Genomic DNA, 21660 nt, shown 5'->3' with positions numbered 1-21660 from the left:
GATTCTTACATATTAATTGATTGTAATTGCTTTCCATAACGATAGTGCAAATATCCAATTCGGGTCACCATTTCCTTGATGATTTTGAACAGCTTCATACACTGTCCCTTGATGTTCTACTTTATCGCCCTTTGTATATGCCTTCTTTGGATCCCATTTTTCATAAGATACATTTTGATCTTTGGTTTTTACAAGAAGAATTTCACTTTGGATTGATGTATTCCCAGCTGCATCTACAGCCTTCACTGCATATTTATATTCCTTATTAACTGTTAAGTTTTGATCAGTAAACGTCGTTCCTTGTACCGTTTGAATCAATTGTCCATCGCGTAATACCTGATATTCTTTTACACCTACATTATCTGTAGAAGGATTCCATTTTAGCTCTACACTGTTAGAAGTAAGGTTGCTTGCATATAATCCTTGTGGCTGTGTTGGAGCTTCTGTGTCCGGTTTCGGATTAACAATTTGATTTACTTTCTTCAGACCTTCCTTTGTAACTTCGTACATGGCTTTTTTTCCAAAGCTCTCTTGTTTACTATTATCTACATTTGTGAGAGTAGCTCTATGCACACCTTCTAGATGTGTTAACTCAATATAATCTCCTACTTTGACTGAAACTTTTTGCGATTCAGCATTTTGTTGTTTATTTCCATAAATGTCTTTATTGTATACTACTTTCCCTGTTGCATTTTGTACTTTAATACTCGCATATATTTCATTAAAATAATGATGCGGTACGCCTGCTTTTAAGTCTACTTGCATTTCTTCTGTCGATTTATTGAAATTAATTTTAGCAAACTCGAAATCACTAATTCCTTTTAGTGACCATGCAAACTGGTTTCCTTCTAAAATATTATTTACATTAGGCATATCTGGTTTAATTGGATTAGAATCCGTCCCCTTCCAAATCTCTGCTGTTAAAATTGGATATCCTAATGCAGCTACTTTTTGAATGGTATCGTTATTTGGACGTAATCCCCACTTCTCAAAGAAAGGAATCAAATTTTGTTTGGCTACTTTTGATGCTGAAATCATAAATAATTGTTTTTTATTTTCATCAGTTTGTGGAAGTTCACTTGAAGGCATGTCTCTATACAATTGATGCAATTTAGGATAGAAATCCTCTCCATACGCTAACTGTAGTTGCCAAAGCATAACAAGTTTTACAAAAACATCACTAATTTCGTCATAGTTTTTATTCGTTTGTTCTAGATATTGAAACGCTTTTGGATAAACTCCACTTTTCTCTAAGTTGGATGGTTGATTAAATGCTTTTTCTACAGAAAGGCTGTATATATTATTTTGTACTTCTGTCATATTATAAAACTTCCAGGGTGATTGTTGTCTCAAATGTCCTGCCTCATGCCAAGGACCCCATCCATCTGTTACAAATTTATTAATATCTAACACGTATTGGATTGCATCTCCTACATATGCTGTTCGATAAGAAGTTGCATACATATAATAATCAGGAGAATGATTTTCTTCTACGTAATGAACATAATGTTTATCTACTTGTTCTTCAGATAATCCAGCTACTTTGTCTTGAATTCGAGTAGCTTCATCCATCTTTTTTAAGAGTTGTACAGGATCTGTATTAGAACCCAACAAATATTTCTTAACACGTGCAGGGCTGGCCGTAATTAATACACGTTCGCCTTTTAACTCCACTGCATGTGCATTAGGATACTGGTCCAGCATGTTTATTAAATCTTGTTTCGTATGCTTTCCTAGTTCAAAGAAAGGCGTAGTCGTTCCACCTGCTGTGATTGTTGTTCGAATGGTACCACCTTGTTGTTTATTATAAAAATAAATCATCCCCCCATTTGGAGATTGGATTGTGTTTATACCAGGTTTTAATGTGAATGATTTTATCTTAGAATCTTCTCTCCAAGAAGCATCATACGAATACGTTCCAATATATACCTGAATATCTTGATTACCTTCTACATTAATCGTTATTTGTTCATTTAGCTTTGCATATAAACCAGTTGGTTCATATGGACTAAATGCCATATTTTTTCTTTCCTGTTGTTTCAGTACCTCAACATCCCCTTTTCCTGGGACTGTAAATGTTCTATTTTCTGATTTGACTGACTTTTCACTTTGCGGTGATGTCGATAAATTTTTTTGCTGCTCCTTTTGCTCCGCAAAGACATCTGATGAAGAAATCATTCCAGTCGCAAGCATAGTTACTGTAGCAGTAGCTGCAAGTATTTTTCTAGTTTTATGTTTTGAATTATTCCCCATATTAACTCCCTCATTTTTCCTTATTACTCTTAAGGATTTTTTGTTTTCTTCTTCATGTTTTTACAATCTAAACTATTCATACTATTTAAGTTGTGTCTATTACTCTATATTTTTTCATAAATATCTCCTTTTCTTTATGTATTATTGTATATAAATGTTATTTGATGACACATTAAATAACAACTTTACGATAAACTCATCGATAACAGCCTATTATGTTTTGATTCTGTATTCTAAACTTCCATCCAATTAGAGAAATATATCCAATTGGGGAAATAAGTAAATAAATTACAACATTTAAAAGTTGGGATCTCACGAAAAATTCATAAAACTTATTTACTTTAAAGGTTTAAACAATTGTGACCACATTTGTTTGAACCTCCACAATTTTTTTCTAAGCTATTCTCTAAAAATCTTATTTTTCGTTGTAAATAAACCTGATTGGTACTCTTTATGCAAAAGAAAAGATGGAATCTTTAATTCAACTCCACCTTTTTTCGAAATAAAAAGCATCTAATTCTATTTGAATTAGATGCTTACATTTAGTCCTTAAGCCTAATATTCTAAACTATTTACGCGTTTCTAAATCTTTTTTTATTACATCCCAGATTGAATTATCTTGACGCATCGGTTTACCCTCTTCATCCCATTTTATTTTTTCTGTTCCCAATTCATAATTCATCCCTGTCCATGTGTCTTCACGGAATGCATAGAATGATTTATGCCATCCTTTTTGGTTAAAGATAGAAATAAGATCTTGTATGTATTGGGTAGCACCTGGAACAGTACGGTTAATTCCAAACTCCTCTGCAATAATTCGATTAGATGGTACATGATTTTTCTTAGACCATTGTTGAATTGGCTTCAAAAACTTCTCTAATCCCTGCTTATTCCACATTACAGGTTTCTCTAAGTCTCCTACTTTTATTAATCCTGGATATTGATATTCTTTATTTTTCTTTTCACCTTGACTCGTTAATTCATATGGTTCATACATATGAAATGCGTAAAGCGTTTTTTTATCCTTTACTGGCTTTAAGTATTTAAAGGCCCATGGAGTAGCATATAAACCTGAATCTAAAATAACCGGTGTTTCTTGGTCTACTTCACGAATGGAATTGATTACCTTTTGATAAAATCTGTTTAAATCCGCTGTCGTTCCCTCCACTTTTGCATACCATTTCTCGTAATCTTCCGTCCAAAAATCATTATATCTATTATTTTTAGCTGTTTCTGGATGTGGTTCATTTATAATATTATAACCAACCACCGCGGGGTGATCTTTTAGTTCCAAAGCGAGGTCCTTCCAAAATTGACTTGCTTGATCTTGATACTTCTCTTCTTCCCATATTCTGTCGTCATTCTTATTATTATTAAATTGGCGCCATCGATCACCAGGTAAGGATAACATTGTAAGAACGACTTTCATTCCTTGTGATTGTGCGGCATCTAAATCCGCCTTTAATTTTTCTAGATCTTCCTTTACTAATCCCTGGTAGTTATCTGCATTACCTATTAGAAAATCCTTTCCAGAAGTATCTGGTTTATCTTCAAATAGAAAATCTTTATCTTTCGCCCATTTATCAGGTGCTAAACGAACATATTCAATATTAGCTTCTTTTGCACTTTTATAGTTTTCAGGTAATGACGTACTATTCATGAAATTAGTACCCTTTCTTTTCGAATCCCAAAAACTAATTTTTGAATCGCTCTTATAATGGGTATCAGCTCTTACATTCATTTCCTGTACTCCAAAACTCATCATGCCTAATAACGCAACAATTGGCAAAATTTTTTTCACAACTTTTCCTTCTTTCTCTTTATATTTTACACACATAACATACCTTTGTTTTGTTACAGGAATATGGCAATTCCCCAAAAAACCTTTTATGTTTATAAAGTAGAAGTTCATTTATACTAAAAAAAGATGGAGATATTTACAAAGTTGTTTCATTTTCTAAAAAACAAAAAAGGAATCCTTTACGAATTCCTTTTTGCCTTGCACTCTTTTTCAAATAGTGCATCTTTGCACCCAATTTTATTATAACTTATAATTCGCATAAGATAAATAGGATTAATTGGAATTCACTTCTATATTTTCATAAAACATCATAATTCCTTATAATTTTACAGATAAAATAGCATATTTTTAATACTCATCCCTTGAACATTCCTTTAGTTGTTCCATAGCAATCTTTTGCGCATGTTCCTTACTATCTATCAAAGTCAATCCTTGTGATATATAACTCCAAAATTCATATCCACAATCCTCCATCCATCTATACGCTTCTGTTGTGTAAAGACCATCCTTCCTTTTAATTATTTGAACCTTATAGTTTTTACTTGAAGAAAAAAACTCTTGTATAACCCGCTCCATTGATGCAATATCCCCCTAAAATAAGAGCTAGGCTTTTTCACCTAACCCTACTAATATATTTACCCTTGTTTAATCAATCTCATACGGATATCTTTCTTCCGCTACCGTTACTTTTTCTTTTGCTTTCTTTTCATAGGGTGTTTCATTGTCCCCTATTGATTCTTTCTTCTTGTCTTTCTTGGTGTCTTCTTCCGTCTCTATACCCTTGTACTTGTCATTCTCTTTCTTCTTCATTTCCTCTTCATACTTTAATTGTGCTAACGCCATTCTTAGCTGTTTCTCAATTTGTTCATCGCTATAATGCAACTGTTTCATGTCTTTTATCATCTTATCTGCTTTAAACTCTTTATCTACTTGTCTGAACTCTGATTGTGTAAGTCCATATGTTTCGGTTGTACAACCTGCTAATAACATAACAGGTAAGGTTAATGTTACAAGTATCTTTGCTTTCATTTTCTGCTACCCCTATAAAAAGCAGCAACTATACAGTTGCTGCTTCTAAAATTTCTTTTTGTATTTCAACACGCTTAACTTGGTGGGGGTCTTTTGAAAGAATTGTAAATGCATATCCTTCACTAAATAACGTTTGTCCTTCCTGGATATCATAATTCTGCATTAGAATCCAACCACCAATTGTATCAACATCACTATCATTCATATGTAATCCTAACAAATCATTTATTTCACTAATACGCACTTTACCTTCTACGACAATATGATCATTATTCATTTGTTGAATTGGTGAAAGCTCATCACCATCATATTCATCACGGATTTCGCCTACAATTTCTTCTAGTATATCCTCAATTGTTACCAAACCAGCTGTGCCACCGTATTCATCATATAACACAGCCAATGGAATACGTTTCATTTGCATTTTTAATAATAAATCATGTATTGGTATGGTTTCTATTGCTTCAATTACTGGACGCGTATACGAGGAAATAGAATTAAATTCTTTTGATTCATTACTTATATAACGAATCAAGAAATCTTTCACATTCACCATGCCGATGATTTCATCTTTGTCTTCTCCAAATACAAGGTAGCGTGTGTACTTTTCATTACGGATTATATTTATATGATCCGCTAAAGAATTCTCTACATGAAGCCCTATAATTTCTGTACGAGGGACCATTATTTCTTTTGCAATACGATTATCAAATTCAAAAATATTATTTACATATTTATATTCAGCTTGATTAATCTCTCCACGTTCATAACTTTCCGAAAGAATCAATCGTAATTCTTCTTCTGTATGTACGACATCATGCTCTGATGCTGATCTTAAACCAAATAGTCTTGTTATCATCCTTGCAGAGCCATTCAACAATCGAATAAACGGATACATGATTTTGTGGAACCAGATAAGCGGAGCTGAAAGCAATAAAGTAACCTTCTCAGCCTTTTGAATCGCAAATGTTTTGGGTGCCAATTCACCAACTACAACATGTAAGTACGTCATAAAAGTAAAAGCAATTCCTAAAGATAATACACCTGCAATGGAAGGGTTGATATTCCACTTATCAAATAAAGGATATAAAAGTCTCTCAATGGTTGGTTCACCTAATGCCCCTAGTCCCATTGCTGTCACTGTAATACCTAATTGACAAGCCGACAAATATTCATCCAGGTTTGACGTTACTTTCTTAGCTGCCAACGCACCCTTCTTTCCTTCTAATATAAATTGATCAATCTTTGATGCTCTTACTTTTACAATAGCAAACTCAATTGCCACGAAAAACGCGGTACATGCGACTAAAACCGCTACCATAATTAAATTAAATATGTCCAACTAATCCCCTTAGTTTTGTAAAAACTAAAGGATTCACCTCCTAATATATTTTCACTTTCCCTACTTACTATTTATTAACTGCGTGTAATATAAGATTGTTTACAATCTACATTCTCAAAATAATAAGAGGTACTCTAAGAAAATCGAGGTTATTTAGCCAACTATCCGAGTCAACGTCTGAGTCCAATACATATCCACCGCCTAAATTAAATTATCTATATGTTAGCATAGGTAATAAATTACAGTCAACACTTATATTTCAAATACTTAGAAAATGATTTAAAGAACTTCCCTCCCATCATTTTCTTCCTGTACTACCTAATGTAGATAACACTGTTTATAACCTAAACACTCCAACTACATTAGGCCGCTACCTCTCTCTTTCATTCTGCGTATTTTTAATTCATATAATAAAATATTTTTTCAAAAACCACTTCATAAAAGAACGTAAGTTCGTGTATAATAAGAACGGATGTTCTTGTTATTAGGAGGAATTATGATGTATGACTATTCAATTTTACCGAATAGAATCATTTTATGTGTTGATCTTCGTTGCTTTTATGCTTCTGTTAGTTGCATCAAAATGGGATTAGACCCACTTCATACAAAATTAGCTGTAGTCGGTGATGTGAATAGGAATGGGTCCATTGTTTTAGCCGCAACTCCACCTTTAAAAGCAATGGGAGTAAAGAAGTTGGCAAGGCTATACGAGATTCCTCGGCAAAAAGATATCCTTATTGTGAATCCAATTATGGGAACCTATATTAAGTGCTCCAATTACATAACGAAGTTAGCTCTACAATATGTTCCTATTGAAGACTTTCATCAATACAGCATCGATGAATTTTTTATGGATATTACCGATAGCATCCATCTATTTGCCCGAAATCCAAATGAATTTGCATTACAGTTTAAACGTGAAATATATGAACACACACGAATTGAATGCACAATCGGGATTGCACCTAACCTATTGATGAGTAAGGTAGCTTTAGATATTGAAGCAAAGAAAAATAAAGACGGAGTCGCTTATTGGACATACGAAGATATACCTACAAAATTATGGAGCATACGGCCGCTGAGTAAGTTTTGGGGTATTTCGCATAAAACAGAAACAAAATTAAATCAAAAAGGAATACATTCTATTGGAGATTTAGCTAATTATCCTCTTAAATATTTAAAACAAAGCTTCGGTGTGATTGGAGAAGAATTACACTTACATAGTAATGGGATTGATTTTAGTCGAATTTCAGAGAAATATGTTCCGGTTACAACTTCTATAGGAAAAAGCCAAATTTTAATGCGTGATTATACAATAGAAGAATTTCCAATTATCCTACTGGAACATACCGAAGAAGTTTGCTATCGATTAAGACAACAAAACAAACTTGCTCGAACCGTTCATTTCTCTGTTGGTTATAGCAAGGATAATGCAGGTGGCATTAGAAAAACACATAGTTTAAGCCGTCCTACAAATTTAACAATGGATATTTATCATATCTGTACATACTTTTTACATCAGCAATATACTGGTGAACCCATTCGTAGCATAAACATATCCTTAACAAACCTAATTCAAGAAGGGGAAGAACAAATTTCTCTTTTTGATGATGTCACAAAACGAGAACAAGAAGTGAAGTTGACAAAAGTAATGGATGAAATACGCACAAAGTTTGGGAAAAACAGTATTTTACGAGGGATTTCCTACACGCATAGCGCTACAGCTAGACACAGAAACACACTAATAGGAGGACATAAATCATGAGTAACGCCAATATGCCAAAAGGAAGAGGAATGGTCAAATGGTCTCCGTTCGCAGCAATGCCAGAACAATTCGCCGGAATACGTGAAATAATCAAAGAGAAAAATAAAATAGCACGTCCCATTTTAACCTCTGAAGAAAAAGAACTGATTGAGAACATGCTTTTATGTTCCTTATTATCCGAAGAAGAAATACTAATTACATATTATGAAGGCGGCTATTTACTTACTAACTATATGACCATCATTGATATAGATCCGTTAAATAGCGCTATCATATGTACGGATGCTTTCTCTAATAAGTTGACACTACAATTTTCGGATATACTGGATGTAAAATAGAATAGATTTAAACGTTTGGATTGTTATAAAGGAGTGTATAAAATGCAAGGGAATCAGATAAGAAAGAATACAGCAAGAACAGTTATTCATAACAATATAAATAACTATCCCTATTTAAATATACCTATGATTATTAATGAGAATGATGGAATAACTTACGAGGTTTTAAGCACGGGTTTTCATAATAATGATGCAGTAGCAATAATAACAACGGACGGTTTCACTACAACTAGGGTAAATACACCAATCGTAACAGTAAAAAACGATGATAGTAGTATCCAAGTATTCCGTTTACCCTTAGAATTGGATTATTGGGTGCTTTCATGTATGCGTGATGCTTCAAGAGGAAAAAATCCATTCCCATGTAAAGTTGCTTTTGGAATCATTGATACTAAATGTCATGTGGAATTCAAGTAAAAAAGGAGTAAATTAATTTGTTCCTTTTATAATTTTGGGGACATTTATTTTTCTTAAGTTGATGGGCATGTAGCGTTATCCCTCACTATTAAATTTCAAATGCATGAAAATGAGAAAAAGTTTAAAATAATTTATATACAAATGAAATAATCCAGCGAGAGTATCAAACTGTATACAATTTACCTTTTCACACTAAAAAATGATACTAAGGTCATTGAAAGGCACCTCAGGGTGTCTTTTTCTTAATTCTAATCCGCGGTAACAAATTCATATTTTTTATATGAAAAGCGAAAAAAATATTTTATAATTCTATTTAGATTAATATTACGTTTTTAATATAAAACTTATAGAAAAATGGCGGTGATTGATTTTATGTTTAATATTTCAAAGGGTGCGATGATAGATACAATAAACAATATGATTTACAACATTGCTCTTTATGTCTTTGTATTTATTATTTGCATGTGGATTTTAGTATGTATTGTTCGATTATTTGTAAGGGGATTATCTAGAGTAATACCTATAACGTATACACCTTCGTTGCAATCTAAAGGAAATGGAAAAAGAAAACAAAATAAAAAAAGGAATGCGTCTTATAGAGTTCAATCAGTTGGAAAGAAAGCAAATACAAATAAAGTTGTAAATTCTGATTTGGATGATGAAGATGATTTTAACGACTATTATGACGACTATAGTTCCCCTAGCTATTATAGCTCTTCTAATAGTTCAAGTTCTGAAAGTTCATATAGTAACTCCAATTATAACAGCACTTCTAGTTACAAAAATGAAGATTCCTCTAGGTATGATAGTCCTTCTTATAATTCTAGTTATAATAGTAACTCAGATGAAAATGATTACCAATAAAATACTAACTTGCATGATAGTGCATAATCTATTTGTCATAGAAATGCACACATCCATGTATTCAAAATATATTAAATTGCAACAATCATTTTGGTTAGGAATCTTATGCTTAACATTAAACTTAAGATGGTTCCATACGGAGAAAGGCGCCTTTGGTGTCTTTTCTTTGTATGGATCAGTACCAAGCTTCTAATATATTACGTAAGAACTTGACGCTATTTTCAATGGCTCAAAAAATAGACAATGATTTTCACTTCCAACTTCAGAAAACAATTTTCCCTTTTTGATTTGCTCTATTTGACGATGTTCATGCAAATTGAATCATTCTATCCACTAAACAAGAAATAATTCTCCAAGAGCTGAATATATCAATCAATAAAGCAATTTTTCATATAATTGATTTCTTGTTTCATCTAAACCTATATCTTTAGACTTCTACGCTTGAAGTATCCTTTACGGATAAAACATTCCTTCACTACTACATCAATTAAATCTATTCTTGCTGCAGTAGTTTTTCTAATTCATGAAGAAATGTATGAGTTTTCTCAACATCCTTTAAGATATCCTCTAGGTTCTCATTTGCTACAAAATCTCTAATAGAATGGTTAAAAACCATTAACCTACCATATCTATGCTCTATTTCTTTAAACCACACTTCTTTTTCCAAAAGCTTAAAATTTTTACGAATGACTTTTCCCCTTTTTGAAGGGATGAACATAAAGAGGCCTCCTAATACATCACCAATTACATCTCCCATGTGAAAACCTCCTTTTTCTCTATTTTAACATTTAGAAAAAACGATATACATTAGCATTTCCAATACACTTCAAATAAAGATTTGTTACCAATTAGAGTGAACGGTAGAACTTGCGTTATTGTTTTTTCTTATCTCGACAGAATACGACATCACCATTCACCTTAATTTGGTATAATCATCTGTGGAATTTTACAATTTTCAAAATGGAGGAATTAAACATGTTCAAAAAGTTGAGTACCATTGCATTAGGAAGTGCTTTAGCGATGAGTCTAGTTGCTTGTGATGATTCGTCAAACAAAGCTTCTACAGAAAAGAAAGATGAACCAAAACAAGAGGCTAAGAAAGAAGCAAAACAAGACCAAAAACAAGAAACGAAAAAGGACGATAAAAAGAAGATAACGGTTGCCGATGTGGATACTATTAAAACTGGTGATCCTGTAACTGGTGAAGGCGGAGATAAATACGAGGATCTAGTTGCTAAATATGGCGAACCTGACATCAAATCTGATTCTACAAGTAAAAATGTAAAAACGTATACTGCTAGTTGGAGTAAAAATGCAAAAGGTGGCACAGGAGCTAATTTCACCGTTAGTTTCATTGAAAAAGATGGTCAAAAATTAGCAGTAAGTAAAACTCAAATAGGGATGGAATAAATAAAATATTTTTAAAATCATCCCTAACACAAGGAATATAGATACTTATTTTACTCTCAAAGGCTGAAACATAAACATAACTGCATAACTACTGAAAACAAACATAAGAAAGACGTTCAAATCCATGTGGATAGAACGTCTTTTCACTTTACTTCATACATATATCAATTTTTCACTTATTCATTTTGCATTACAATTAAAAAATCGATAAAATCATCTTCATTTACAGGTTTACTGTAGTAATAGCCCTGAATTAGATAACATGCATTACGTTGTAACACTGTTAATTGTTCCTTCGTTTCTACCCCTTCTGCTATCACTTTCATGTTTAAAGTATGAGCAAGTGAAATAATGGTTTGTATAATTTCATCTCCATCAGTAGAAGTTCCAATCCTATTAACAAATTCTCTTGGAATTTTCAAAGTATCAATTGGATAAAGAGGCAGATACGCTAGTGAAGAATAACCTGTGCCAAAATCGTCAATTGATAAATGTACACCAAATGATTTTAATGCTTTTAACTTGGATAAAGTTTCTCTTTCATCTACCATTGCAATTCGCTCTGTTAATTCCAAATCAATCGAATTAGCAGGTACCCCTATCTCTTCTATGGTAGATATAATGGTTTGAACAAAATCTTTCTGTTCAAACTCTATAGCTGATAAATTTATCCCCATCTTTAGATTTGAAAAGCCCGCAGAATGCCATTCTTTCAGTTGTTGACACGCTTTCTGTAACGTCCACTTCCCAATTGAAATAATCTGCGTCGTTTCTTCTGCGATAGGTATAAACTCAAAAGGAGAAATCAGCCCAAGCTCTGGATGTTGCCAACGTATTAAAGCCTCTGCACCAATAAACTTACCTGCCTTACTATCAATTTGTGGTTGATACAATAAAAACAACTCATTATTTTCAATTGCATTTGGTAAATCCTGTTCTAATCGTAATCGACGAGTTACTTTTTGAGATAATGTCTCGTCATACATACAAACAGCATTGTTACCTTTTTCCTTTGCGCTATACATAGCGATATCAGCGTGTTGTAAAAGTGTAGTAGTATTTATTCTTCCAAATGGATATACTGCTATTCCTATACTAAGAGATAAGTAAAAACTATGCTGATTTACTACAAATGGTTCTTCAGTTATACGAAATAGAGTTTTACACAAATCCAATAGCTGTTGCTCTGTTTGGTTATGGACAATGATTGCAAACTCATCACCACCTATTCTTGCTAGAGGAATGGTCGGTGACAGACATGTCCTAAAACGTTTGGCAACTTCTTTTAAAACCTTGTCACCAATCGAATGACCCAATGTATCATTAATAGTCTTAAAGCGATTTAAATCAATATACAGGAGCCCAAATTTATCCTGTGTTTTTTGTGCACGCTTAATGGATCTATCTAATTCTTGTTGGAAGAATATACGATTTCCAATCTCCGTCACCGTATCATGGAATGCAAGGTAATTTATCTCTTCCTGTTGTTGTTTCATCCTCGTTATGTCTTTTACCATTACATAGCTCCCAAAGGTTTGTCCTTCTATCATAATAGGAACTATAGTGACATACCAAAAGAGTATATCCTTCTCATTGTTATTTTTTACACGTAACTGTAGTGAAGATGAACTACATCGTTTTCCTTTCTTTATAGCTGCTTCCAATTCAGATTTATCTTCATCTAAAAAAATAGAGAAGCACTCTTTCCCTATTAATGCAGCACTTTCTTTTCCTAATAACATACTTCCAGCCTGGTTTATATTTAATACGATACCGTTTGAATCAATCGTTAAAATAGGATCCGGATGATACTCATATAATGACTTAAATCTCTCTTGATTTTTTACCAAATCATTAGATTTATTTATTAAATCCCTTGTTCTTTGAGATACTGTTTGTTCTAATTGATTATTAAACACTTTTAATGTTTTAGTTAACTCTTTGTTTTGCATTCGTACGATTGTATGACGAATCAGTACAAATACAAAAGCAATACAATTTCCCGTAATTAATGTAGCTGAAGAAGTTTGCTCTTTCAAAGTAAAGCCAATTAAGACTGCAACTGCAAGATACGGGAATATACCAAGAAGTTTCTCTCCAAATGTCGGATTAATAATAAAATAATTTCTTTTAGAAGACGTATTCTTTGGGATTGTAGCAGCAATAGCGATAAATAATAGTAAAACTCTATACAAACACCTTAAAAATATAACTGAACGCTCTGACAAATCATCCTGTAAGTAGAAATACAAGTAGTCCGTAATAGCCAATCCAGTTAATACTAGGATAAAAATAAACAATTTACTTTTTGCATTGAAAATAGCAGGTCTAAAGATTAGTGTAACTCCAAGTAATAGAAGTAATAAATCTATAATCGGAAAAATAAATGAGAGAAAAACATCTCCAATTGATAAGAATAAGATATTTGCAGATGGTTTATTAAATAGGTACCACTCTAATGTAAAAATAGCAGTAACAACAATGCATAAATCACAAAGTAAATACGCTTTCTCCCATTTGTTACATTCCATCATAATTTTATAAAAGAACGCAAAAAGAAAGAAGAATAAAAAAAACAACAAAAATACATCAGAGATATTAAAATTTTGGATTGGTAATTCTACATTAAGTACTTGAAAAGCAGATATGAAATTCCCTATCAAGAAACACCCTATCGCAATAGTAATACAAACCCAGAATACTCCTAACTTAATTTTTCTGGATAATATAGAATACAGTAATGAGATAAATACAGTAGTTTCAACAACTAAAGATGATAGCCGGATATTAAAATCTGATACAAAATAAAGATTCGGAAAAACAAATAAAAATATAACGCAAAAACTTATATAAGCTATTAAAGCCAATAGCAATACATAAAATTGCACATATGCATGTTTACGCAATGAGCTCACCTTCTTGAGTTTTTTCTATACTTTTATTAAAAAGGTCTTGATAGTGGCACAGCTCCTACTAATTAAAATGTGTGCAACCTATTATGTATATTATGACCTTTTTTAAAAGGTTTCTTTCTACATATAACAGTCTTGTTAACTTTTTGTAGATGTTTACAATTTTCAATACTGAGGATTCCAAATAAGATACGTTGAAAAATGTAGTTTTTTAAAGTATTTGAGCATCGTAAATTTGGATAGTACAACTTATCCACTCTTTAAATACGAGATAGAATCTAATTCTCTATTGGATTATAGTTAACCCCTAACTGTAATCATTATAGTTACAACATAGATTCATGTCAATTTCATATTCGCTCCTTTTTAACGAATTTCCGGAAAGAATTCTCCTTCCTCAAGCGTGTGAAGGGCTTAGCCCAACGGTAGGTGGGAGATGAATTTCGGTTTGGCGTAGCCAAAAGGTTTTCCTTTTTATTTTGCCTCTGATATAATCAGTCTTATAAATGATAAAGGCTGGTATATAAATGAAATTAGATAGTAATAACCATTCAGTATTCTTGTTATATTATCACCTTGTGTTGGTCGTGAAATACAGAAGAAATGTGTTTGATGATGATATGTCAGACTATGCAAAAGATATGTTTGTTCGACTATCTGAAAACTATAACATCACGTTAGTTGAATGGAATCATGATGTAGACCATGTTCATATTTTGTTCAAGGCACACCCTAATACAGAAATGACAAAATTCATCAATGCTTATAAAAGTGCAAGTTCTCGACTTATTAAAAGAGACTTTCCACAAGTGAAAAAGAAACTTTGGAAAGAGATGTTTTGGTCAAGAAGTTTTTGCTTGCTAACTACTGGTGGTTCACCAATAGACGTAGTAAAAACATATATTGAAAATCAAAGTGAAAAGTGAGGTGAAATGATATGACAAAGCAGAATAAAGCATATAAATTCCGTTTGTATCCAACAGAAGACCAAGCACATCTTATGCGTAAAACCTTCGGTTGTGTACGTTTCGTGTATAACAGAATGTTAGCTGAACGGAAAGAAGCGTATGAAAAACATAAAGATGATAAGGATCAACTAAAGAAACAAAAGCTTCCCACTCCTGCAAAATACAAAGCAGAATTTGAGTGGTTAAAAGAAGTGGATTCATTAGCTTTGGCAAATGCTCAACTAAACTTGCAAACTGCCTATAAAAATTTCTTTCGTGGTCAAAATGACTTCCCAACATTCAAAAGCAAAAAAGACAGAAAGTCTTATACAACGAATGTAGTGAACGGAAATATTATGTTGCTTAACGGTCATATCAAATTGCCAAAACTGAAAATGGTACGTATCAAACAGCATAGAGACATACCACAAGACCATATAATCAAGTCATGTACGATTTCTATGACACCTACTGGTAAATACTATGTGTCCATTTTGACTGAATACGAAAAAGAGATCGTACAAAAAGAAATAGAAACAGTTGTTGGATTAGACTTTGCGATGGATCAATTATACGTCAGTTCTGAGGATGAGAGAGCCAATTATCCTAAGTTCTATCGTGAAATGTTAGACCGATTAGTAAAGGCTCAACGAGTATTATCAAGACGTACAAAAGGTTCAGGGCGTTGGAATAAACAACGTATCCGTGTAGCTAAGCTGCATGAAAAAGTAGCAAACCAACGTAAGAACTTCCTTCATCGTAAGTCTAAAGAGTTAGCTACTCATTTTGATGTTGTAGCTATTGAAGATCTAAATATGAAGGGAATATCGCAAGCACTTCATTTTGGAAAAAGCGTCGCTGATAATGCTTGGGGTATGTTCACTTCTTTCTTAGCTTATAAACTAAATGAACAAGGCAAACAGCTTGTGAAAATAGACAAATGGTTTCCTTCCACAAAAACATGTAGCAGTTGTGGAAATGTGAAAAATATGTCATTGTCTGAGCGAGTCTATTCTTGTATATGCGGTGTAAATCTCGATAGAGATTATAACGCAGCTATCAATATCAAAAATGAAGCAATACACCTATTGGCGTTAGCATAGATAGCAATAAAATAACCCTTGGAACAAGGGAGTTAGCTCGGCTGCCTTAGGACGAATTCGTTAGCTACCAAAAGTAACGACTAACCGAGAAGCCCCCACTTCAAACAGTCCGCTAGGACGTTAAGTGGTAGGTAGTTCACTGGACAAAAAGCATGACGTATTTATAAATAAAAACAAAACATATTGAGAAATAAATAATTAGATTGAATATTCTAAGTATTACACATAAAATGAGTATGAGTCGAATAGCAACTAATCTCTAACCCTTGTATGGAAAAGAGATTGAGTATCATGATCTCTTTTCCATACGTAATTTTAACCTGTGCATACAGGCTCTTTTTATTTGATAGAAAAGAAAAATATTTGCTATACTAAATGCGCACAAATATATGCAAAATCACAAATAAAAAAAGGGCAGCCTGGCATAGCTGCCCTTTTTTTATATTTATTCTCATAAACTACTATATAGTTTAAGTTAATTATAAACCTAGTACACTAACAATCTGGCATGCTTTGGAATTTACAATATGATAGTACATCTCTAACCCTCTTCTTTCCGAGCGTAGAATCTTGCCACGCATCTTAGATAAATGCTGAGATATGGTTGATTGAGGCAATTCTAATAGCTCTGTTAACTGTGTTACATTACAAACTTTGCGACGTTCTAGTTCTTTCACAATTTGTAATCTAACTGGATGAGCCATAATCTTTAATAATTCTACATCTTCTTCTGGAATTTTGCACATTTCATTACTTACTTGTATTGTTGTCATTTTTTATTTCTCCTTTTTCATTTCTTTTTTGTTTTTATTATCAATTTATGAGCATTTTTAGTTTGTTTAAATATATATTTCACAACCACTTTGTTGCTCGATCTTTTGTCTCTCTATCAAGTTTAATATATAGAAGGATTATTATGCCTAAAAATCTAACAAAAGATAGCATAGGAATTGAGATGGAGCCAAACAAATTCAAGTAATCTCCTGTACAAGAAACTCCTACTGAACACATCTTCAATTCACTTGTAGGAAAAGCCTGAATCGTGATTTGATAAACGGCTATTAATAGGCCAATACATGCAAGTGGAAATGCATATGTACTTACTACATACCTATACCTAATATTAATACTAATGGCTACATGGCCATCCTTTGATACCAGCACAAATTACATGGAGGCAACTTCATCCATTCATTAAAAACCAAACTTATGAGCATTGCACTAGTAGCTATCATCCAAGCAATTGCAATGTGATACTTTCGAATGATTGACATCCTATATTCCCCTCACCTGTCTTATTAGAATGTAAAACGTTTACTAATATATGACTAGTTTATTTCCATGTTTGGAGTACCCTGTTTCAATAGACAGTATCCAATCATTGATATCTTTCCAATCATAACCCTTATCTTTTAATTCTATAAACAATTCCCATTCCCGCTCTTTTTTCAGAAACTTATAGAAAACGAAAAAAAGGACACACCAATGGCATATGTATGCGTAGGTGTGTCCTTTTGCAAGATAGATTTAGAAGTATTTTGATACTTTTATCATATTATAAATCTTATTAATTTTATATAAGAATTAATAATTTTAAAATATTCGGTAGTTTTCTTATAAAACGGTTGTAGTTAAGGTTGGTTTAATACTTACATTCATATATACAATTTGTTAATCCAATTGATGACCTGCTACTAAAATAATACCTCTTTACCCATTATTTCTTTCACTATACTAAAAAAATTAACATGTTGAGGATTAACAGAAAAATTATTATGCATAGCGCATACTGATAACTTATACTGATCATCAATATCATATTGTTTAACAAAATATGGGGTTTTTTTATTATTTTTTATTATTTCAATTTGTTTAAAATCATGTTTTTTAACTAAAAAGGAATTAAGAGGAATTGTTAATCCTTCTCCTAAAACTTTTACATAACTTTCCTTTATAGTCCAAAGATCATAAAAATAATCTAGTTTCCTTAGTGGATCTATAGAAAGCAAATCATTATATTCTGCCTCTGCAAAAAAGCTTTTTGCTATTTCAAATTCAATTGGCTTTATCAATTCAACATCTATACCAATTGAAAATTTATCTACAGCACAAACAACCCAATCACCCGAATGAGAAACATTAAATTCGAAATTAGAAAAATTATGTAAATACGGCTTTCCATAAAGATTATTTTTGAATTCAATTTCTTCATTTGAAATACTATATTTTCTTATAATCAAACTTCTAACAAGAAGGTCCGCAATAAGCCCCCTATAACTATCTTCTTTCCTGTGGAAGTTCTCAATCTTTTTTCGCTTTTCATTAGAAACATAACCTAGTAATTGTTTAAATAATCTAGTTTCTATTTTATTAGGAATTCTTACAATATATACTTCTATCATTTAAATTCCACCACCTTTATAAACCTTTTAAGTTTCTTTAATAGATGTGCGAGTACTAACGTGTAAAACTACGAAAAAAATTGGAGAAGAAACAAGAGAAGTCATTCCCTTTTTGGTGTTTTTCTGATAATTCCCCTATAAAAAACATAGAAATATTAAAGTCTCATTTATAATATTTTACTTTGAAAATCGGATGAACTTAATGTTTTATTTATTACTTTAACAACTTCTTCTGTAAAATCATTAATAAAAAAGTGCCCTCCCAGATATCCATAAAAATAGCATTGTTTACTAGTATAATCAGTCCACTCTATCAATTTTTGATTATCTACTAGCTTATCATCGTAACCGTATAGAATAGAAATATTAAATGTAAAAGGACTTATTTTTCCTTTAAGCTCATAAGTTTCAACTAGTTTAAAGTCTGCTCTAATGATCGGGAGAAACATATCTAATATTTCATCATAAGATTGTAATTCTAATGGAATTCCCCCTAAGTCTACTATGTATTTCTTTAGTTCTTGATCTCGTAAAGTGTAACGCTTTTGCTGATCTATAGTATGAACAGGTAGTCGCCCTGAGAAAAATGCATGTATTGGACTTATTCCTTTGACATCATGGATTTTCTGAATCATTTCATATACTAATAAAGCTCCCATACTATGTCCAAACATCGCAAATGGAGAACCATCTAAATTAGGTTTCATCAAATCGTAAATATCTAATACCGCTTCTTCCATACTTGTATATACGGGCACTTTCAAACGTTTCCCTCTTCCAGCTAATTCAATAGGGATAATCTCAATATCCTTGTTTAAATAATCCTTCCAATTGTAGTAGGCAGACGAAGACCCACCTGCATGATGAAAACAAAAAAGCTTAATTTTTGAAACCATATGTCATTCTCCTATTATTATTTATCTTTAAATATATTAGATTTATCAACATTAATTCATTTAAAAATTTTATACCTGAAATAGGAATATGCATAACTTAAAATTGCTTATAAGTCTGTGTTATGAGGATTTTTTATGTTAAAATACTTTAATTTACCATATCGCTCCCTCCTCCGTTTCAATAATAGAATTAGTACTTCATTTCTTTACCTAGCATCCTATAATATGAAGAAAAGTTTTCAATTTTGCCAACAACTGCTGGATTTATGAGCCTGCATATTTTTATTAATTACGATAAGCCTGCTTTTTAATTTTGTCGATTTTTTGATTAATTTCGTAAATTTTTGCTAAAATCTCCTCTTGCTCTTCTTCATTTACAGGACTATCTGACAAGTAATTCTGCCTCTTGATTTCCAAATAGAAAAGTTCATTTTGCATTTCTACTGTTAATTTTGATTCTTTATTTTGTTTCTCCCGCTCATAATCAGAATAAGAGCCTTCAAATACTCTTTTGCTTGTGCTTCCTAAATCTAGTATTCTATCTGCAATTTTTCTCAAAAAATATTTGTCATGTGAAACAGCAATTATCGTACCTGGAAATTCTTGAAGCGCCTCTTCAATCGTCTCTCTCGTCTCAATATCTAAATAATTATTCGGTTCATCGAGAATGAGTAAGTCGGCGCCGGAGAAATATAATTTTACAAAGGCGACCCTACATTTTTCACCCATGCTTAAATGAGATATTCTTTTGAGCACATTATCTCTTTTAAACAGAAAACAGCCGAGAATTGTCCTTGCCTCTGTCTGAGTTAAATTAGGAATTTTCATAATATGATCCAATATTGTATCGCTTCCGTCCAGATCACTAAGCTCTTGTGAAAAATAACCAACCTTACATCTAGGATGAAGCTGTACCATTCCTTCTTCCGGCTGCTTCCGTCCTAAAATAAGCTGAAGTAGAGTAGTTTTCCCGGAACCATTTGGCCCAATTACAGCTAATCTCTCGGAGCGTTTCACATCTAAGTTAAAATCCTTAAAAATAGGAATACCATCATATCCAAATGTCATTTGACGTATTTGCAAAAGACGTGAGGCTCCAAAATCTGTTTCATGAAAATCAAGCTTCACTCGATCTGCTTCTTTGTACTTTTCTATTTTATTTTTCTCAAGGCGATCTAATGCTTTTTCAAGCGCCTTAAATCGTGAGGCGCTTTTCGTTGCCCTCGATGAGAAATTGTTTTTTTGCGCAGCAGAATCATCTTTTCCAGATGATTTTTGGGCTTGCTGGAACCATTGCTTATAACGGTTAATTGACTCTAATAACTCTTTCTTTTTTTGTTCCTGTTTGGCGTAAAGTTTCTGATGGGTTAATATTTCATGATCCTTCTGTTTTTTATATGCTGAATAACCGCCTTTGTACTTTTTTGTTCCTCCTGCTGTCAACTCATACGTTACATCAGCCACCTGATCAATAAAATGTCTATCATGAGAAACGAACAATACGGTTGTATCACTAGCTTTAATCCAATTCGTAAGCCATTCAATTGCATCTTTGTCCAAATGATTGGTTGGTTCATCTAAAATTAAAAATTTTGGATTTTTGAGCATCGTCCTAGCTAATTGCGCCCTAGTTTTTTCTCCACCACTTAATTGACTATAAGGCATGTACCAGCTTGCTGGGGGCAACTGTAATTGACTCAGGTGCTTTTCAATTTCCGTTTGAAATTGAAAACCATCCATTGCGATAAAACGCTCATAAAATGTCGTGTATTCCTCCATCAAGCCTTCTAGCTCCTCTTTTGTTACAATCGACATCTTTTTTTGAAGCTCATCAATCTTCTTTTGATAAGTTGCCAGCTCAGGACGAACCAAACTAACATATTCATAAAGAGTCACATCCGCTAGTTCCTCCATCTGTTCAACCCATCCCCAAGCATCTGCAGGATACCTTCTCATAATTTTTCCCTTTTCTAATTGCACCTTACCAAATAATGCTTTAAGCAATGTCGTTTTACCAACACCATTACTGCCAATAATGGCTACTCTCTGCTTTTCTTCTATATCTAAATGAACGTTTTCAAAAATCACCTTTTCATTTCTAGTAGCTTTACACCCTTCTGCTTTTAACATAAGCATTTTATCGTTCCCCCTTAAAACAATCCCCCCACCTTTCATAAGAAA

General features: G+C 32.6%; 18 protein-coding genes and 2 pseudogenes. 7 read left to right on the top strand and 13 right to left on the bottom strand.

Annotated elements, in window-relative coordinates:
* Positions 1–12: 12 nt before the first annotated feature.
* The 5 genes and pseudogenes from ACTFRU_RS21470 to ACTFRU_RS21450 form a co-directional block, all read right to left on the bottom strand.
* Positions 13–2253, bottom strand: coding sequence for a M60 family metallopeptidase (locus ACTFRU_RS21470; RefSeq protein ID WP_440037844.1), 2241 nt, complete (start codon positions 2251–2253; stop codon positions 13–15).
* 568 nt (positions 2254–2821) lie between these two features.
* Complete coding sequence (locus ACTFRU_RS21465; protein WP_440037843.1) at positions 2822–4090, bottom strand: glycoside hydrolase family 5 protein; 1269 nt, start codon at positions 4088–4090, stop codon at positions 2822–2824.
* A gap of 312 nt (positions 4091–4402) precedes the next feature.
* Entirely contained in the window at positions 4403–4630 is a 228-nt protein-coding gene (locus ACTFRU_RS21460; RefSeq protein WP_048538663.1) for a hypothetical protein, read from the bottom strand.
* 251 nt (positions 4631–4881) lie between these two features.
* Positions 4882–5083: pseudogene (locus ACTFRU_RS21455) on the bottom strand (hypothetical protein); the annotation flags it as partial.
* A gap of 28 nt (positions 5084–5111) precedes the next feature.
* On the bottom strand, positions 5112–6425 hold the full coding sequence (locus ACTFRU_RS21450) for a hemolysin family protein (RefSeq protein ID WP_098529674.1): 1314 nt from the start codon (positions 6423–6425) through the stop codon (positions 5112–5114).
* 499 nt (positions 6426–6924) lie between these two features.
* On the opposite strand from ACTFRU_RS21450, the gene ACTFRU_RS21445 reads away from it, so the two are divergent.
* From ACTFRU_RS21445 to ACTFRU_RS21430, 4 genes are all read left to right on the top strand, one after another.
* Positions 6925–8190 carry a Y-family DNA polymerase gene (locus tag ACTFRU_RS21445; protein WP_098529672.1) on the top strand — a complete coding sequence of 422 codons (1266 nt, stop codon included), beginning with the start codon at positions 6925–6927 and terminating at the stop codon, positions 8188–8190.
* Positions 8187–8528 (top strand): YolD-like family protein, encoded by a 342-nt coding sequence (locus ACTFRU_RS21440; RefSeq protein ID WP_098529670.1) that lies wholly within the window; start codon positions 8187–8189, stop codon positions 8526–8528. Before ACTFRU_RS21445 ends, ACTFRU_RS21440 begins: the two co-directional genes overlap by 4 nt.
* Before the next feature lie 42 nt (positions 8529–8570).
* The gene (locus tag ACTFRU_RS21435; RefSeq protein WP_098529668.1) at positions 8571–8945 is read left to right on the top strand and encodes a hypothetical protein; all 375 of its coding nucleotides are present in this window, start codon (positions 8571–8573) and stop codon (positions 8943–8945) included.
* 372 nt (positions 8946–9317) lie between these two features.
* A complete protein-coding gene (locus tag ACTFRU_RS21430) occupies positions 9318–9809 on the top strand; it encodes a hypothetical protein (protein ID WP_098529666.1) in 492 nt (163 codons plus the stop codon).
* Between the two features lie 493 nt (positions 9810–10302).
* Here the strand turns inward: ACTFRU_RS21430 and ACTFRU_RS21425 are convergent, their stop codons facing one another.
* Positions 10303–10566, bottom strand: a complete 264-nt coding sequence (locus ACTFRU_RS21425; RefSeq protein WP_098529664.1) for a hypothetical protein — start codon at positions 10564–10566, stop codon at positions 10303–10305.
* Between the two features lie 218 nt (positions 10567–10784).
* On the opposite strand from ACTFRU_RS21425, the gene ACTFRU_RS21420 reads away from it, so the two are divergent.
* Positions 10785–11219, top strand: a complete 435-nt coding sequence (locus ACTFRU_RS21420; protein WP_000473787.1) for a hypothetical protein — start codon at positions 10785–10787, stop codon at positions 11217–11219.
* Between the two features lie 176 nt (positions 11220–11395).
* Here ACTFRU_RS21420 and ACTFRU_RS21415 read toward each other — a convergent pair whose 3' ends face one another.
* A complete protein-coding gene (locus ACTFRU_RS21415; RefSeq protein ID WP_440037842.1) occupies positions 11396–14125 on the bottom strand; it encodes an EAL domain-containing protein in 2730 nt (909 codons plus the stop codon).
* A gap of 533 nt (positions 14126–14658) precedes the next feature.
* On the opposite strand from ACTFRU_RS21415, the gene tnpA reads away from it, so the two are divergent.
* Positions 14659–15057 (top strand): IS200/IS605-like element ISBth16 family transposase, encoded by a 399-nt coding sequence (gene tnpA / locus ACTFRU_RS21410; RefSeq protein WP_000762752.1) that lies wholly within the window; start codon positions 14659–14661, stop codon positions 15055–15057.
* An 11-nt stretch (positions 15058–15068) separates the two neighbouring features.
* The gene (locus ACTFRU_RS21405; protein WP_440037841.1) at positions 15069–16181 is read left to right on the top strand and encodes an RNA-guided endonuclease TnpB family protein; all 1113 of its coding nucleotides are present in this window, start codon (positions 15069–15071) and stop codon (positions 16179–16181) included.
* 479 nt (positions 16182–16660) lie between these two features.
* Here the strand turns inward: ACTFRU_RS21405 and ACTFRU_RS21400 are convergent, their stop codons facing one another.
* The 6 genes and pseudogenes from ACTFRU_RS21400 to abc-f all read right to left on the bottom strand — a co-directional run bounded on the left by ACTFRU_RS21400 (position 16661) and on the right by abc-f (position 21615).
* Positions 16661–16954 carry an ArsR/SmtB family transcription factor gene (locus ACTFRU_RS21400; protein ID WP_139849330.1) on the bottom strand — a complete coding sequence of 98 codons (294 nt, stop codon included), beginning with the start codon at positions 16952–16954 and terminating at the stop codon, positions 16661–16663.
* Between the two features lie 79 nt (positions 16955–17033).
* Positions 17034–17455, bottom strand: a pseudogene (locus ACTFRU_RS21395) (disulfide bond formation protein B).
* 43 nt (positions 17456–17498) lie between these two features.
* Positions 17499–17708, bottom strand: a complete 210-nt coding sequence (locus tag ACTFRU_RS21390) for a hypothetical protein (RefSeq protein ID WP_370624736.1) — start codon at positions 17706–17708, stop codon at positions 17499–17501.
* A gap of 167 nt (positions 17709–17875) precedes the next feature.
* Complete coding sequence (locus tag ACTFRU_RS21385; protein WP_098529658.1) at positions 17876–18583, bottom strand: 4'-phosphopantetheinyl transferase family protein; 708 nt, start codon at positions 18581–18583, stop codon at positions 17876–17878.
* A 167-nt stretch (positions 18584–18750) separates the two neighbouring features.
* A complete protein-coding gene (locus ACTFRU_RS21380; RefSeq protein ID WP_139849329.1) occupies positions 18751–19479 on the bottom strand; it encodes a thioesterase II family protein in 729 nt (242 codons plus the stop codon).
* 285 nt (positions 19480–19764) lie between these two features.
* Positions 19765–21615, bottom strand: a complete 1851-nt coding sequence (gene abc-f / locus ACTFRU_RS21375; protein WP_000928863.1) for a ribosomal protection-like ABC-F family protein — start codon at positions 21613–21615, stop codon at positions 19765–19767.
* Between the last annotated feature and the right edge of the window lie 45 nt (positions 21616–21660).

The organism is Bacillus cereus group sp. MYBK220-1 (genome assembly GCF_051916445.1).
Classification (GTDB): domain Bacteria; phylum Bacillota; class Bacilli; order Bacillales; family Bacillaceae_G; genus Bacillus_A; species Bacillus_A cereus.
This window is presented reverse-complemented; position numbering and strand designations above follow the sequence as displayed.